The following is a 15,722-nucleotide window of genomic DNA, read 5'->3' as shown; positions in this document are numbered from 1 at the left end:
ATGTTGTCAAGCAGAGTTCGACAAAGTCTGCGAGCGGAGCTTCGTCGCAGCATGCTAGCCAAGTTCGGTATCGTCTTGCTCGTGGGGGTCATCCTCGTCGCGACGTTCGCCCCGTTTCTGGCGACACAACCCCCTAAAGAGCAAAATCTAGAGGACTCGAACATTCCGCCGGTCGGATTCACTGATTCCAGCGAGGAGATCCAGTTCGTCGACGGCGAACGCCAGACAGTCACCGAAACCGTCAGCGGCTCGCTCGACCACCCGCTAGGGACGAACCAACTCGGGCAGGACATCTACTCGCGGGTGCTGTACGGCGCGCGCACGTCGCTAGCGGTCGGCGTTCTCGGGACTCTCATCGCGATGCTCTCTGGTGTGACCGTCGGCCTCGTTGCTGGCTTTTACGGCGGCCGCGTCGACGACGGGCTGATGCGCTTTGCCGACATCATGCTCGCGTTCCCGGCGCTCGTGTTGGCGATTGCTCTCATCGGGCTGCTCGGACCCAGGACCCTCGAGATACCGGACCCGTTCGTCGCCGCGGGACTGGCCGACGGAATGCCCGAGGTGCTGACTATCCCGTTGACCGTGACACTCGTCGTCGCACTCGTCAACTGGGTCTGGTTCGCCCGCATCGCTCGTGGGGAAGCCCTCACGGTGCGCGAGAAGAACTACGTCAAGGCCTCCCGGAGCCTGGGAGCGAGCAACAGGCGGCTGATGTTGAAACACGTGTTGCCGAACAGCCTGACGCCGATTATCGTGCTCGCGACGATACAGGTCGCCGTCATCATCCTGCTTGAGAGTTCGCTGTCGTTTCTGGGCTTCTCGGGGACGAACCTCTCGTGGGGCTTCGACATCAACCAGGGTCGTGACCTGCTCGCGACCTCGTGGTGGATTTCGACGATGCCGGGGCTCGCAATCGTCCTTGCGGTTGTCAGTATCAATCTCGTCGGCGACTGGCTCCGGGACGCGCTCGACCCGGATATCGGTGGCGAACGGGGTGGGATGTAGATGAGCGAGCCGATACTCCGCATCTCAGACCTCAGCACCCGATTTTTCACGAAATCGGGACAGGTCAATGCAGTCGAGTCGCTGTCGGTCTCTATCGACGAGGGCGAAATCTTCGGTATCGTCGGCGAGAGCGGGAGCGGCAAGAGCGTGCTGGCGCGCTCTCTCATCGGGCTCATCGAGTCGCCCGGTCGTATCACCGACGGCAAAATCGAGTACCGGAACGCGCCATTGGCCGAGGAGTTCGCCGAATCACACCCAGACGCAGTCGACGGCGACTACGTCGACCTCCGGGCGCTGCCGAAGGAGGCCGTCAGGTCACTCCGTGGCCCCTCGTTCAGTATGATCTTCCAGGACCCCGAGAGCAGCTTCAATCCGACCCTGACCGTCGGCGAGCAGATTGCCGAGGCCGTCGAGGTCCAACGCCGAGCGAGTTCGAACCCGCGTTCGACGAAGGCCCGGACGAGTTCGTCGGCCTACTCGCTACGGTCGTACGCCTACGGGACGATAATGCCCAACCGGGGCTTCGTGAGCTCCGAGAGCAAAGACCGCGCGATAGAGCTGCTCCAGCAGGTCGGCATCCCCGACCCCGAGGAGCGCGTCGATGAGTACCCACACGAGTACTCTGGGGGCATGCTACAGCGGGCGATGATTGCACAGGCACTAGCAGGCGAACCGGACATCCTCATCGCCGACGAGCCGACGACGGCACTCGACGTGACCATCCAGGCACAGGTGTTGAATCTGCTTCGCGAAATCCAAGAGGAGACCGGCATGACTGTCTTGCTCATCACCCACAACCTCGGCGTCATCGCCCGGATGTGTGACAAAGTTGGAGTCATGTACGCCGGCGAGGTTGTCGAGCGCGGGAGTCTTGCTGATATCTTCGACACACCGGTCCATCCCTACACACAGGGGCTGCTCGGTTCGATTCCGGAACTGGAGACTGCCGGTGGTCGCCTGGAACCAATCGAGGGGAATGTCCCGAGTCTCATGGACGAGGAGATGGGCGACCGCTGTTACTTCGCGGACCGGTGTCCGAAGGCGATGGAGCAGTGTCTCGAAAAGCCCGACGACGCAGCGGTCGACGGCTCACCTGGACACGAGGCAAAATGCGTCCTCGCCGAGTCGGAGTACGACGAGTCACAGGCGCTTGGCGACGACCATTTCGGGGGTGAGGACGCGTGACCCTCGAAGCCGAACTCCAGTCTAACCGTGACGAAGCTACGGGCCCGCTGGTCGAGGTCCGAGATCTCAAAAAGCACTTCTTCGAGGGAGATAACATCCTCGACCGCCTCCTTGGAAACGGACCGGTCGCAATTAGAGCCGTCGACGGCGTCTCCTTCGACATTCACCGCGGCGAGACACTCGGCCTCGTCGGCGAGTCTGGCTGTGGGAAATCCACTACCGGAGAGACGGTGCTCAGACTCCAGGAGCCAACAGATGGGACAATTAGGTTCGACGGAGACCCCATCCTCGATATGGGGGGCTCGGACCTCCTCTCGTTCCGACGGAACGCCCAGATTGTGTTCCAGGACCCCTACACCAGCCTGGACCCACGGGTTCCAGTCGGTGAGACAGTCCGGGAGGCACTGGACATCCACGGTATCGGCACGCTAGAAGAGCGCAACGAACGGGTCCGCGACCTGCTCGAACGGGTCGGCCTCTCAGAGGACCAGTTCGACCGCTATCCAAGTGAGTTCTCGGGGGGACAGCGCCAGCGCATCGGTATCGCTCGGGCGCTCTCGCTCAACCCCGATTTTCTCGTTCTGGACGAGCCGACGAGCGCACTCGACGTGTCGGTCCAGGCCCAGATTCTCAACCTCCTCAACGATCTCCAAGAGGAGTTCAACCTCACGTATCTGCTCATCTCACACGACCTCTCGGTCATTCGTCATATCTGTGACCGAGTCGCCGTCATGTATCTCGGCGAAATCGCCGAGGTCGCCGACGTCGACACGTTGTTCGAGTCGCCCAAACATCCGTACACGGAGGCGCTACTGGAGAGTGTGCCACGCGCCGAGACAGCAGAACGCGACCGCGATATCGAGACGCTGAGAGGCGACGTTCCGTCGCCGCGCAATCCCCCGAGTGGCTGCCGTTTCAGGACGCGGTGCCCGCAAATCATTCAACCCGCAGGTCTCGATATCGACCAACAGAGCTACCGCGAGGTAATGCACTTCCGCGAGCTGGTCGAGGGTGGGGAGATATCCATCCACAAGCTCGCCGAGGACGCCGGTCTCTCGGGGCTCGAGGAGGACGACCAGGAGCTGAACAGTCGGGAGACCCGGGCCTTCGTCGAGGAGGTCAAAGAGGATGTCCTCGCAACTGAGGTCACCGGCACGCCGGAACAGGTTGTCGACGAGGCAATTGGCCACCTAGCTGAAGCAGACTGGGAGAGCGCTGCCGCGGTGCTCAGAGAGGAGTTCGAAAGCGTCTGTGAGACCGACAACCCCGAGCTGTCAGAAGACTCACAGCCGGTTGCGTGTCACCTCTACGAGAGCTGAAACGCGAGAGGTCTCTCCGTCATAGTGATTGTTGCGGTTATTTTCGTGACCACGTCACGAATTTCGGTGTTTCACGCCGTGAAACCCACACCTCGTTTCCCGACAGCGGTAACGACTCGCAACGGTCACGATCAGTCGTCGGCGACGATTGCTTTTGGCTCTGTGCCAACCCGGCGGTCGAGGAAGTCCGCGAGTGCCTGGAACATCCGGAGCTTCTGGGCCTGGTCAGAGGAGGCGTGCCCCTCTTCGCCCAGTTCCTTGTACTCGTAGTCACCCTCCTCGCCCTCTTTGAAGCCGTGCTCGCCGAGGGCATCCTCGAAGATACGGGCCTGTGAGACGGGAACACGCCGGTCGTTGACGCCGTGGACGACGAACAGTGGAGCGTCGAGGTTGTCGACGTAGTTGACCGGCGACCGCTCCTCGTAGAGGTCGGGGTTCTCCTCGGGCGTGCCGAGGTATTTCTCCATCAGTTCGGTCCGGAAGTGGGGCATCGTGTTCTCGAACATATCTTCGAGGTCCGTCAGCCCAATCCAGGCGATGCCTGCCTCGTAGAGGTCGGGGTACTGGACCATCTGCCAGTACGCAGAGTACCCGCCGTAGGAGCCTCCAAAGACGACGACCTGGTCGTCGTCGAGCCAGTCGTAATCGTCGAGGATGTGCTCTGTGGCGGTGACGACATCGCCCTGTTCGGCACCGCCCCAGTCGTCGTACAGTTCCTCGACGAACTCTCGTCCCCGACCGGTCGAGCCGCGGTAGTTCACCTGCAGGACGGAGAACCCGAGCGACACCAGCACCTGGGTGTAGAGGTTGAACCGCTTGACGTCACGCGCTCGCGGACCGCCGTGGGGGTTGACGATGAGCGGCGAAGGGCGCTGTCCCGAATCGAAAAAGAGCGCGCCGATTTCGAACTCCTCGTAGGGCTCGTGTTCGACTGCCGCCTGGTCGGTCTCGGGGACGCCGTCGGAGTCGACGGTGAAGTACTCGGCGTCGGCGAAGTCCTCGGGGTCGAAGGGACCGTACTCGGCCTCGACCAGCGTCTCGTATTCGTGACTCTCGACGTTGTAGACGAACAGCTCTGGACGCTGGGTCGGGGTGGTGTGGGTCAGGAGGACGCGCTGGTCGTCGAGAATGACTTCATTGCCGAGGCTGGCGACGCCGCCGGGCAGATCGAACTCGGTTGCCTCGCCGGTCTCGATGTCGTAGATAACCGGGACGACTTCGGCGTCTCGGCTCCGGTGGCCGAGAACACGTTCGCCGCCGGGCATGAATCCTTTCGGCCCTTCCTCGAACTCGCCGTCTTCAAGCCAGGTTACCTCGTCGGCATCGAAGTCATAGACCCCGAGACGGCCGAGGTCCGTCGAGTTGTCCGACACGAGGAGGCGCTCGCCGTCGGGCCCCCAGTCGGCCGGGCCAGATTCCGCGCCAGTGTCTCCGATATCAAGATTTTGCGGCTCGGAACCGTCGACGTTTGCGACGTAGACATCCTGGTTGTCGAAGTCGTCGCTCTCGTTTGTCGCATAGGCGATTCGTTCGCAGTCTGGTGAGAGGATAGCGCCGCCGGCAGCCCGCTCGTAGTCGGTAATCTTTGTTGTCTCGCCCGACGGCAGGTCGTGGCGATAGAGGTTCATCTGGCCGTCGCGGCTGGAGCCGACAATGAGGGTCTCGCCGTCCTCGCCGACGTCGTTGAGCGCGACCTGGCCGTCCATCTCGATGACGGCCTCGGTCTCGCCGTCGCGGGAGATTCTGTGAACGTCGTTCTGTTCGTTGCCGTCGTCGTCCAGATGGAAAAAGACGCTCTCTCCGTCGGCGGACCAGTCGACGGGCCATCGGGCGTTCCGGGGAACCTCGCCCTCGCTCCACTGTCGCATCTCGCCGCTCTCGACGTCGAGGACGTGCAGTTCGTTGCGTCCGGTGATGTCGTAGTAGAGGGCGACTTCGTCGCCGTCTGGGGAGACGGTCGGGTGCGCGAGTGTCGGCAGGCTCGCAAGCTCTTCGAGTAGTTCTTCGGTAACTTGGGCTCCGCTCATGCAGTTATTAGCTGGAGCGCCACCTGCATAAAACTCTCCAGAACAATAATTCTGTAAACGATCGAATACGAACTGGCGGCAGGACAGTTACTCGAAGTCGACCTCGGAGAGGGTCGCACGCTCGCCGAATAGCCAGTCGGTGTGCTCGACTGCATACTCCTGGTCGTCGGCTTCGAGGTAGCCGACGGCGTCCTCAACGACCACGGGCCGATAATCGCGGAACCCAGCCGCACTCGCCGTATGCAGGACACAGACGTTCGCGAGCGTGCCGGCGAAAACGAGGTCGTCGATACCGTGTGCGTTCAGCCAGCCTTCGAGTTGCGTCTGATAGAACGCGTTGTAGGTGTGTTTGACCACGACCAGTTCGTCGTCACGTGGGTTCAGTTCCTCGACGAGGTTTGCTTCCCAGTCACCCTCAACAACGTGCTCGCCCCATCGGTCGAACTCGTCGTAGTAGTGGGCGTCTTCGAACTGGTCGGGCGGATGCACGTCTCTGGTGTAGACGACAGACGCGCCTGCTTCTCTCGCCTTGTCGACCAGCGTCGTACACGGCTCGATTGCCTCTTCGCTTGGTGGCGCATAGAGGCTCCCGTCAGGGTGACAGAACCCGTTTTGCATGTCGACGATGACGACTGCCGTGTGTTCGGGGTCGAAGTTCATACAGCTAGTAGGTGGCAACCGCATAGAAAAGTTGGGACCTGTCGATTTTTGGTCACCGGTCCCGTAGCGCGGATATGCGTCGCTCGCTCGTAGTTGTCGCGGCCGTCGTCCTCCTCGCTGGCTGCTCGGGTATCGCGTTCGACGGCGGGAGCCAGGACCTGCCGGACAACGTCGGTGTGGTCGACAACGTTAGCTACGACGATTCTGTTACAGTCACGGCCGACGATGGCTTCAACGAGTCGGAACTCGACGTCCTGGTCGACCGAGCGATGGCCCGAATCGAGGTTATCCGCGGCCATGCCTTCGAGAGAACGGTGAATATACGACACCGCACGCGGACCGAGTACCGGTCCTCCTCCAGAGAACGCCCGGCGGTCGACGTTCGCTGGGAGAATCAGATCTGGGAGGCGCTCTTTCTCGTCGGACAGGACAGAGACGTAACGGCAGTGATGGACCAGACGCGCGGTGAGACGGTTCAGGGGTATTACACCCCGAACGACGGCGAAATCGTCGTCATCACCGACGGAGACGCTGCGGACATCAGGATGGAGACCCTCGTCCACGAACTCGTCCACGCTTTTCAGGACCAGCAGTTCGGACTCGCTGGGGGACACCAGCGCCGGGACCCGAGCACGGCGCGTCGGGGTGTTATCGAAGGAGAGGCCGAGGTCGTGACCGAGCGGTACTACGAGCGCTGTGGGAGCGAGTGGGACTGTCTCGACCGGGGGTCACCTGGCGGTGACTCCTCGAACATCGACCCCGGCGTCGTTCGTCTCATAATCCACCCCTACCAGTCTGGAGCGGCCTTCATCGAACAGACTGTCGAAGACGGCGGCTGGGAGGCCGTCGACGCCCTCCACGACAGCTACCCAGAGAGTACTGCCCAGATTATCGACCCCGAGGAGTACCCCGACAGCCGTCCGGTCAACGTCACGGTCCCGGACAGATCGAGTGCGGCCTGGTCTCGGCTGGACCACACCCCAGAGGGCGAGACTGTCGGACAGGCCGCGATTCACGTCATGTTCTGGCAGAACAGCATCGTCGACGTGGAGACACCGTACAGCTACAGCGATTCGCTCTCAGACGGCTGGGTTGGTGACGAACTCGTCCCCTACGAGAACGGCGACGCCTCCGGCTACGTCTGGACGCTGGAATGGCAGAGTGCTGACGAGGCGCGGGAGTTCGCAGAGGGGTACCGTGACCTGCTCGCCGAACGCGGTGGCATGGAGCGCGGTCCCCGCCAGTTCGTCATCAGTGAGGGGCCGTTCGAGGGAGCGTACGATATTCGCCGTGACGGAGCGAGCGTGACTATCGTCAACGCACCGGATATCGAGGCCCTCACCGAGATACACAGTCCCGCTGGCGATGGGTAATCTTTTCGACGGCGAAGGCCGAACTGACGATAATGTCCAACTTCGATATCGTCTCGCCGGAGGCAATTGCGGCCGGTGAGGCAACTGATGCGTACTTCGACCGGACCGTCGAGACACTCGAACACGCCGGACGAAACCCGACGGTCGTCGCCGAAGTGACCGCATCGCAGTTCTCCTCTGGTGACTGGCATCTGTTCGCAGGACTCAAAGATGCCGTCCAGCTCTTCGAGGGGCGAGATGTCACGGTCGATGCCATCCCCGAAGGGCGGCTGTTCGACGGCGGCCCCGTGATGCGAATCGAGGGACCGTATCTTGAGTTCTGTCGCCTGGAGACAGCGTTGCTTGGATTTCTCTCTCACGCGACGGGAATGGCGACTGCGGCACTCGAAGCGCGCACGGCCGCCCCGGACTCACTCGTATTGAGCTTCGGGAGCCGACACGTCCACCCCTCGCTTGCGGCGATGCTCGAACGCTGTGCCCTCATCGGCGGACTCGACGGCATCTCGAACGTCGCCGCTGGCGAGGTCATCGGCGAGGAGGCCGGCGGCACGATGCCCCATGCACTGGTCATCTGTCTCGGTCGCGGGAACCAGGAAGCCGCCTGGCAAGCCTTCGACGAGGCCGTCGACCCGAAGACGCCACGTGTCACACTCTGCGATACCTACGACGACGAAATCGAGGAGGCGATTCGCGCGGCCGAGGCCGTCGACGACCTGGAGAGCGTCCGTATCGACACCACAGGGTCACGTCGCGGCGACTTCGAGCATATCCTCCGAGAACTGCGCTGGAAGCTCGACGGGCGCGGCCACGAGGATGTCGGTATCTTCGCTAGCGGCGGCATCGACCCCGACACGATGACCGAACTGCGTGACGTAGTCGAGGGATTCGGCGTCGGCAGTTACATCAGTAACGCCAACCCGCTCGATTTCGCGCTCGATATCGTCGAAGTCGACGGGGAGCTGGCGGCCAAGCGCGGGAAACTCGACGGCAAAAAGGAGGTCTACAGAACGCCAGAAGGCGACCACGAGATACGGCCAGCCGGAGAGGATGGCAACGGCGAACCCCTGTTCGAGCGGGTGGTCGAAGACGGCGAAATCGTGGCGTCGTTCGATACCGATGCGGCCGCCGACCTGGCGCTGGCAGATGCAGCGACGGTCGGATTCAGCGCGACCGAGCAGTAGGGCCCTCGCGGCGATAGTCAGCCGTGAGGTCTGCGGCGACGATGAAGTCGGGTTCCTCGCCGATGTTCGACCTGATGTAGGCAGCGTCGGAGACATATCCCGCGGTCTCTGGAATCAACACCCGTATCCGGTCGGCACCACAGTCGTCGGCATCGACTTTGATTGCCTCGATAAGCGTCCGGGCGGTTTCGATGCTGTCCCAAGCGGCCACGCCGTACTCCGCCCACATCGCGGGCTCGTCGTCCTCGGTTTCGCCCTCGAAAGTCCTGCTCCGGTAGGCGAATCCGTGGGTTCCGTCGCCGTCGGCCACAGTGAGGACAGTCGTGTCGTCGGCGGCACGGGCAAGCAGGTCTCGAGTGAGTTCTTGGGCCGCCCAGGATTCGTCCATCGAGAGAGTGAGGCCGGAGAGCGCCGCTGCCGCGTCGCTCGTCGTCCAGTACCCCCAGGCGGCGTCGGGGTCACAGGTGACCGAGTCGGGGAAGGTTCCTGGTTCCGGCTCCGGACGAACCCAGCGGAACTCGGTAACAGGTTCGTAGCCGGTCGCACGAGACTGCCCGAGGCCGGCCTGGTTCCAAGAGAACACCATCGCCCGGGAGACGACAGCACCCTGGTCGCGCGCCCAGTCGAACAGTTCGTAGGTGATGGCCTCGCTGATTCCCTTTCCTCGGTGGTCGGGCGCGGTACGAAGACCCTGTCCCCAGGCCTCGTACGGCGAGAGCATGACCACCTGTGCGATACCGGCGACACTTCCGTCGACTGTTCCCACGAGCGTATACCTGTTCTCGCCTTCCAGCCAGTCGTGGTATACGTCGGTCAAGTAGTCGTCACCGCCCCAGGTCTGTTCGGCGATTGCGGCGACATCCTCGTAGTCGTCGTGGGTTGCCTCGCGAATCTCGAACCCCGAGTACGTGTTTTCGGGCATGGTCACTGCCTTGGCGTCGAGCGCTCAGTCAGTTCACCGGCCAGCGGTTCCTGCATCGTCGCGTCGACATCGTCCGCGTTGGCGAGTGCCCACATCAGTTTCACCTTCGCCGTGCCGGGGAGCATATCCTCCCCCTCGATGACGCCCGCGTCGAGCAGGTCCCGACCGGTGTCGTAGACACGGTCACAGACGCGTCCGTCGAGACACTGGCTCGTCATGACGACGTGTGTGCCGTCGTCGACGAACTCGGCGATGTCTTCAATCCAGTCCGAATGGACGTGGCCGAGGCCAGTCCCCTCCAACACTAGTCCCTCACTGTTACCAGCAAGGTCGAGCATCTCCCTGTCCATCCCCGGCGTGTATTTCAGCAGCGACACGTCACCTTCGAGCGCCGGCTGGATGGCGAGGTCGACCTGCCCGCGTTCGGTGTACTCGCGTCGGAACGTGACGGTACGGCTCTCGTAGTCGACCTCACCGAGGGGCTGTGCGCCGACAGTCTCGAAGGCGTCCCGGCGAGAGGTGTGGTTCTTGCGGACGCGCGTGCCGCGGTGGAGGGCGCACGTCTCGTCGGATTCGCCGGCGTGCATACAGACGAGGACCTCGGCACAGTCGCTCATTGCGGCCTCGACCGAACAGACGGCGTTCATCACGTTGTCCGAGGATGGGCGGTCCGCCGAGCGCTGGCTTCCGGTGAAGACAATCGGAACGGGCGTCTCCAGCATGAACGAAAGCGCGCTTGCGGTGAACTGCATCGTATCCGTCCCGTGCATGACCACAATACCGTCGGCACCGGCCTCGATTTCCTCGTGGACAGCGTCTGCGAGGTCTTGCCAGACCGACGGCCGCATGTTCTCCGAGAGGATGTTCGCCACGACCCGCCCCCGGTAGTTCGCCATGCCAGCGAGTTCTGGGACGGCACGCAGGATATCCTCGGCGTCGAACTGTGCGGTCACCGCGCCGGTCCGGTAATCGACAGTCGAGGCAATTGTGCCACCCGTCGAGATGAGTGAGATAGTCGGCAGGTCGTCCTCGAACTCGATTTCAGAGGTCTCAGTGTCGTCGTCGTCGCCCCCGACGTCGTAGGCGTCGGCTTCGAGGACGGTCGTCGTGGTCTCGGCCCGGTCGATACCGACGTTGTATCCGCTGTCGAGTTTGAGGACGAGATTATCAGTGGTCGACGAGGGGAGAACCACACCCTCGAAGGTCTCGCCGTCTCGCTCGGCACGTATCCTGTCTCCGGTGTTCATACCACAGGATACCGGAGGCGCTGACTTGAAACCATCTTTCTCGCGCGGTCACCGCTGCAGAAACAGGTATCCAAGGAAGCCAGCGACCGGCAGGATGATGATGAGCAGGAATCCGAGGCCGATGGTCAACACCTGGGCGGAACTGTCCTCGAGGAGCCTCGTCGCCTGGTCGCCAAACAGGAACGCACTCCAGAAGACGGACGTGGCGAGGAACGCGACGCCGATTCCCATCGCGGACAGCGGCTTCTCCGCTCTCACCTTCAGCAGACAGTACGCGACCGGAAGCGCTGTGACCAGCGGCGTCAGGAAAAATCCCAGCCCGGCGGCGATGCCACCGCCCCACTCGTACACTTCGAGGGGTCGCCCCTCGTTGTCTGGGAGGTCAGCGTCGGATGACACGCTCTCGCTCATTACGTCTATATCCGGCTACGGCGTGTTAAGTCGCGCGATTCTGAGCCAGCGACCCTGGTACCCACGCCTTTTGTACCCGAACCGTCTACACTCGGGTATGGATGAGACGACAGCGCGGGTCGCACTCCCGTGCCCGGCGTGTTCGCCCGACAGGGAGACCGTTCACGAGGTTCTCTCGGAGGGTGGCCGCGCCACGGTTCGATGTATCGACTGCAGTCACGTACACAAAGAAGAACTCCCGGAAGAGCACACAATCGAGCGGAAGGTCGTGGTTTCACAGGGCGGCGACTCGTTTTCCGATTCGGTTGCGGTGCCGGCCGAGGAGACACTCGCTGTCGGCGAGGAGTTCCTCCTCGAAACTGAGGAGGCGATACTGACAGTTCGAATCACTAGCCTCGAACACGACGAGGGCCGCACCGACGAGGCAGCAGCCGAGGCGGTCGACACCATCTGGGGTCGGGCGGTCGGGAACGTCTCTGTTAGCGTCACCGCACACCCCAAATCCGGTGAGCACGACGAGACACGGAGCTTCGACCTGCAGGTGCCCGGTGACTACGAGTTTACCGTCGGTGAGACCGATGAACTCGGCGGCGAGGAGTTCACCGTCGAAGGTGTCCTCATTCGGGACGACGCCAGCGGCTACGACTTCGACAAGCTGGACCACGACGGCGACGGAGCTGTCGCCAAGGACATCAAACGACTCTACGTCCGGGACGAAACCACGTCCGCGTGGTCGGCCTGGTGAGATGACCGTCGAGGAGCGGCGAAACGCGCTGGTCAACCGTCTCGTCGAGCGCGAGAACATCGGCGAGCGGACCGAAGCGGCGCTCCGGACAGTCCCCCGCCACGAGTTTGTTCCACCGTCTCGTACCAGCGATGCCTACCGAGACAGACCCCTCCCTATCGGCCAGAGCCAGACAATAAGCGCTCCGCACATGGTCGCGGTTATGACCGACATCCTTGGACTCTCACCGGGAGACCGAGTTCTCGAAATCGGGACCGGCTGTGGCTATCACGCCGCCGTAACTGCCGAGGTGGTCGGTTCCGAGCACGTATACAGCGTCGAATATCACGAAGCGCTCGCAGAGCGGGCGCAATCGACCCTGGCAGAGACCGGATACGGCGAGGTGTCGGTCCGGTGTGGTGACGGGAAACAGGGATGGGAGGCGAACGCTCCGTTCGATGTGATCTACCTGACCTGTGCCGCGAGCGAATTCCCCGCACCCCTTGTCGAGCAACTCCGTGATGGGGGTGTGATTCTTGGACCACTCGGAGACGACGTGCAGATTCTTACCGAGGGTCGGACGGTCGACGGCAGCTTACAGCGCGAGTCCCACGGGCGGGTTCGGTTCGTCCCACTCAAATAAAAATCGGATAATCGCCCCAGGAGCGCACGATTCATTACGTTCGAACCCGACGATTCGGTATGGACGCCGCGGTCCTCCGAGACGATATGGTCGACAGCCTCGAACACGAGAGCAAGGCGTGTGTCCGAAGTGAGGCTGTTTCGGTCGCGATGCGTGAGGTTCCCCGCCACGAGTTCGTCGACGACCAGAGAGGAGCTTACGCGGACAGACCGTTCCAGCGGTTCGGGACACGCGTGTTAGCGCCCAGTACTGTCGGTCGTCTCTATGAACTGCTGGCTCCGGAGGCCGATGATTCCGTCCTCGTCGTGGGCGTCGGTGTCGGCTACACAGCCGCTGTTGCCGCCGAGATGGCCGGTTCGCGAAACGTTCACGCCATCGATATCACCCGCAAGCTCGTCTACGAGGCCCGGGAGAACCTTTCGGCCGCCGGCTACGACGAGGTGCTCGTCGACTGTCGAGATGGGGCCGACGGCCTCCCCGAATATGCTCCCTATGACAGGATCCTCGTTGAGGCCGCGGCCGTCAGCCCGCCGCGGGCACTGCTTGACCAACTCGCCGACGACGGAACGCTCGTGATGCCCCACGGGAACCACGAACAGGAACTCGCCGTCGTCGACGCCGCCGGAGCCATCGAACGCCACGGTACCTGTGCGTTTGCACCGCTTCTGGTCGACGGCGAGGAAGCCGGTTCCGTCGAACGCAACCGAACCCACCGTGAGGACCGCGAGTTCGCAAAGCGGGACGCCCGGCGCAAGCGCGGCTGGGAGCTCGACTGGATCGACTGGGACTGACTACGGGTCGATGACCAGGATGCCGGTGTTCTCCTGGTCGTCGACGTACTCACCCTCCGGGGGTCTGATATCCAGTGTTATCGTTCCTTCCTTCTGATTGGGTCGGAGCTCTGGCTCCACTGACAGCGTTGCGACTCCGTCACTGTCTGTCTCCGCGTAGGACATCGAGTCGAGGTTCGCGGTATCGCTTTTCGCGACGACCGTTGCGTTCGAGATTGGTTGACCGTCTGGGTCGAGGACGGTAACGTTCACCGTCGTCGTTCCTTCCTCGATTATTTCGGGCTCGGGATTGGTGTCGAGTTCGGTTGTGCCGAACGTGTTCAGTCCCGAGATGACGTTCATCATGACGGCGAGACTGGCGACGCCGACGACCAGCGCGATGACGAGCCGAATCGGCAACCCTTCGATTGCGCGGTTGTCCGCCCGTAGCGTTGTTCTGGACATAGGCCGTCTGGTCCCGCCTTCCGATATAAATGGTCGGAGCTGGTTCCCGACTACACGCCCGCATCGGGCAGCGAAATCTGGCTCCCGTCGGCGAAGACAGTCGGCTCCCGCAGGATTCCGTCGAGATGGAGCGGTGCCTCGATGTCGCCGCCGATGGCGTGGTTGTCGCCGATAGCGAGATGGACTGTGCCGCCGGCTTTCTCGTCGAGAAGGACCGAGCCGACCAGTTCGGTGACTGCAGTGTTGGTCCCGATACCGAGTTCGGCAAGGTTGTACGCTGCATCACCGACCTCTCCGGCGGCTGTCTCGATCTGGTCGCTGATTTCCTCGTCGCCGATTTCGGTGACGTAGCCATCCTCGACCTCGAATCTGACCGTCTGTCCGTCGGTCAGTTCTCCGTGGGGCATCATCGTCCCGTCGACGACGACTGTCCCGTCTCCCGAGGTCGGGCTGACGAACACCTCACCGGCCGGGAGATTCGAGAATGCGCCCGGTTCGTGCACGATGCCGGTATCCTCACGCCAGTCGCGGTCGCTGACTTCAAGCGTGATATCCGTTCCCTGGGGCGATGTCACTCGAATCTCGTCGGCATCGGCTACCTGGTCGTATATCGCCGCACACTCGTCTCGAATCGCCTCGTAATCGGCGTCCAACCCCATCAGGAAGACGCCGTCGGTGATGCCCGGAAGCGTCGCGGCTCGAGCCCCGGCGTCGGTCGCCTCCTGCCGTGCGGTCGTGTGACTCAGACTCTTCGTCGTCGGCGCGAGGACTACGTCGGCACCGGTCATCGCCGCTGCAACAGGTTCGGGGGGTTCTTCCCCGTGCTGGTCCCCGACTGGATACCGGACGATTGTGGTCTCGTCGGTAATCTCGTTTGCGACGCCGTAGAGTGCCTCACCGATTGCCTGCCGTTTCTCGTCGGTAACGACGACGAACGACTCTCCTTCTTGGAGGTTCAGACACTGCTCGACGGCCGTCTTCGCGGGTGTGCGAAGCGACTGATTGCTCATATCTGAGAGTCGGACGGGGGCGCTAAAGGTGTTTCTTCACACGTCAGAGTCGGTGACGGAACTCACCGAGTGTCGGAAAGGTCAGCGTCTCTTCGGCGGTCGTGTCATGGACCACGGGAGCGAGGGCGTCGACGTCCCGGACGAGCGGCGACATGAAGTCGGTCGCGCTCATCTCGTTGATTTCGACGCCGCTGACGAGCCGGTTGAACGACGGCAGCATCAGGAGGTCCGCACCACGGTATACGTCGTCGCCCGCGAGAATACAGGGCTTGCGTGTGCCCTCGATGGTGATTGTTGGATGGTCGTGGCCGATGATATACCGCTCTGCCTCGGCCGACGGCTCAACGTGGCCGTGACAGACGACCGTCTCCTCGGCAATCCGATACTCCGAGGCCGTCTTGCCGGACCACACCGCATCGAGCATCGTGTCGTGATTGCCTGGCGTGACAAGGGCGTCGGCTCCAACCTCCTCGGCCGCCTCACACAGCCCCTCGACGGTCGCTTCGACCTGCCGGGGGACCGTTCGAAAGGAGTGTAACAGGTCGCCGGCGAAGACGACCGTTTCGGGGTCGATCGCTCGACAGAGGTCGGCCAGTCGCTCGACCATCTCGGTACCGTCACCAACAGGCAACTCGACGTTCGAGGCAGAGCCTCGTCCGACGTGAAGGTCGGCGACGACGAGGACACCGTCAAGATAGACTGCTCTGTCTCGGACGGTGACTGCCGACAGTGCGTCCATACAGACACCTCTGAGAGACCGAGAACCATAGGCGTGGCGAG

Annotated in this window: 16 protein-coding genes; 8 read left to right on the top strand and 8 right to left on the bottom strand. The window is 62.6% G+C overall.

Annotation, left to right across the window (positions count from 1 at the left end; all coding sequences use genetic code 11):
* From OSC37_RS02505 to OSC37_RS18955, 3 genes are read left to right on the top strand one after another with little or no spacing between them, the layout of a single operon-like run.
* Entirely contained in the window at window positions 1-1,005 is a 1,005-nt protein-coding gene (locus OSC37_RS02505) for an ABC transporter permease (protein WP_368409529.1), read from the top strand.
* Window positions 1,006-2,190, top strand: coding sequence for an ABC transporter ATP-binding protein (locus OSC37_RS18960; RefSeq protein ID WP_267163027.1), 1,185 nt, complete (start codon window positions 1,006-1,008; stop codon window positions 2,188-2,190).
* Entirely contained in the window at window positions 2,187-3,509 is a 1,323-nt protein-coding gene (locus OSC37_RS18955; RefSeq protein ID WP_267163026.1) for an ABC transporter ATP-binding protein, read from the top strand. The genes OSC37_RS18960 and OSC37_RS18955 overlap by 4 nt, the downstream gene beginning before the upstream one ends.
* A 131-nt stretch (window positions 3,510-3,640) precedes the next feature.
* Here the strand turns inward: OSC37_RS18955 and OSC37_RS02490 are convergent, their stop codons facing one another.
* Window positions 3,641-5,536 carry a S9 family peptidase gene (locus OSC37_RS02490; protein ID WP_267163025.1) on the bottom strand — a complete coding sequence of 632 codons (1,896 nt, stop codon included), beginning with the start codon at window positions 5,534-5,536 and terminating at the stop codon, window positions 3,641-3,643.
* A gap of 87 nt (window positions 5,537-5,623) precedes the next feature.
* Window positions 5,624-6,196: a cysteine hydrolase family protein gene (locus OSC37_RS02485; RefSeq protein WP_267163024.1), complete on the bottom strand. Its 573-nt coding sequence runs from the start codon at window positions 6,194-6,196 to the stop codon at window positions 5,624-5,626.
* 74 nt (window positions 6,197-6,270) lie between these two features.
* On the opposite strand from OSC37_RS02485, the gene OSC37_RS02480 reads away from it, so the two are divergent.
* Both OSC37_RS02480 and OSC37_RS02475 read left to right on the top strand, forming a co-directional pair.
* Window positions 6,271-7,569: an Hvo_1808 family surface protein gene (locus OSC37_RS02480; protein ID WP_267163023.1), complete on the top strand. Its 1,299-nt coding sequence runs from the start codon at window positions 6,271-6,273 to the stop codon at window positions 7,567-7,569.
* A gap of 29 nt (window positions 7,570-7,598) precedes the next feature.
* The gene (locus OSC37_RS02475; protein WP_267164145.1) at window positions 7,599-8,750 is read left to right on the top strand and encodes a nicotinate phosphoribosyltransferase; all 1,152 of its coding nucleotides are present in this window, start codon (window positions 7,599-7,601) and stop codon (window positions 8,748-8,750) included.
* Here OSC37_RS02475 and OSC37_RS02470 read toward each other — a convergent pair.
* The 3 genes from OSC37_RS02470 to OSC37_RS02460 are packed head-to-tail and all read right to left on the bottom strand — an operon-like array spanning window position 8,731 to window position 11,330.
* Entirely contained in the window at window positions 8,731-9,672 is a 942-nt protein-coding gene (locus OSC37_RS02470; protein ID WP_267163022.1) for a GNAT family N-acetyltransferase, read from the bottom strand. The genes OSC37_RS02475 and OSC37_RS02470 overlap by 20 nt on opposite strands.
* Window positions 9,673-9,674: 2 nt before the next feature.
* Window positions 9,675-10,919, bottom strand: coding sequence for a Glu-tRNA(Gln) amidotransferase subunit GatD (gatD, locus tag OSC37_RS02465; protein WP_267163021.1), 1,245 nt, complete (start codon window positions 10,917-10,919; stop codon window positions 9,675-9,677).
* A gap of 48 nt (window positions 10,920-10,967) precedes the next feature.
* The gene (locus OSC37_RS02460) at window positions 10,968-11,330 is read right to left on the bottom strand and encodes a hypothetical protein (protein ID WP_267163020.1); all 363 of its coding nucleotides are present in this window, start codon (window positions 11,328-11,330) and stop codon (window positions 10,968-10,970) included.
* Window positions 11,331-11,427: 97 nt separating this feature from the next.
* Between OSC37_RS02460 and OSC37_RS02455 the strand changes: the two genes are divergently transcribed.
* From OSC37_RS02455 to OSC37_RS02445, 3 genes are read left to right on the top strand one after another with little or no spacing between them, the layout of a single operon-like run.
* On the top strand, window positions 11,428-12,075 hold the full coding sequence (locus tag OSC37_RS02455; protein ID WP_267163019.1) for an HVO_0476 family zinc finger protein: 648 nt from the start codon (window positions 11,428-11,430) through the stop codon (window positions 12,073-12,075).
* Between the two features lies 1 nt (window position 12,076).
* A complete protein-coding gene (locus tag OSC37_RS02450; RefSeq protein WP_267163018.1) occupies window positions 12,077-12,697 on the top strand; it encodes a protein-L-isoaspartate(D-aspartate) O-methyltransferase in 621 nt (206 codons plus the stop codon).
* Between the two features lie 59 nt (window positions 12,698-12,756).
* Window positions 12,757-13,488, top strand: coding sequence for a protein-L-isoaspartate O-methyltransferase family protein (locus OSC37_RS02445; RefSeq protein ID WP_267163017.1), 732 nt, complete (start codon window positions 12,757-12,759; stop codon window positions 13,486-13,488).
* On the opposite strand, the gene OSC37_RS02440 is transcribed toward OSC37_RS02445, so the two are convergent.
* From OSC37_RS02440 to OSC37_RS02430, 3 genes are read right to left on the bottom strand one after another with little or no spacing between them, the layout of a single operon-like run.
* Complete coding sequence (locus tag OSC37_RS02440) at window positions 13,489-13,932, bottom strand: Ig-like domain-containing protein (RefSeq protein WP_267163016.1); 444 nt, start codon at window positions 13,930-13,932, stop codon at window positions 13,489-13,491.
* A gap of 50 nt (window positions 13,933-13,982) precedes the next feature.
* Window positions 13,983-14,942 carry an aminopeptidase gene (locus OSC37_RS02435; RefSeq protein WP_267163015.1) on the bottom strand — a complete coding sequence of 320 codons (960 nt, stop codon included), beginning with the start codon at window positions 14,940-14,942 and terminating at the stop codon, window positions 13,983-13,985.
* Between the two features lie 43 nt (window positions 14,943-14,985).
* Complete coding sequence (locus tag OSC37_RS02430) at window positions 14,986-15,681, bottom strand: metallophosphoesterase (protein WP_267163014.1); 696 nt, start codon at window positions 15,679-15,681, stop codon at window positions 14,986-14,988.
* Window positions 15,682-15,722 lie beyond the last annotated feature (41 nt).

Source organism: Halovenus salina (assembly GCF_026410925.1).
In the GTDB taxonomy this organism is placed as follows: Archaea; Halobacteriota; Halobacteria; order Halobacteriales; family Haloarculaceae; genus Halovenus; species Halovenus salina.
The sequence above is the reverse complement of the archived record's forward strand: the minus strand, read 5'-3'. Positions and strand labels throughout refer to the sequence as shown.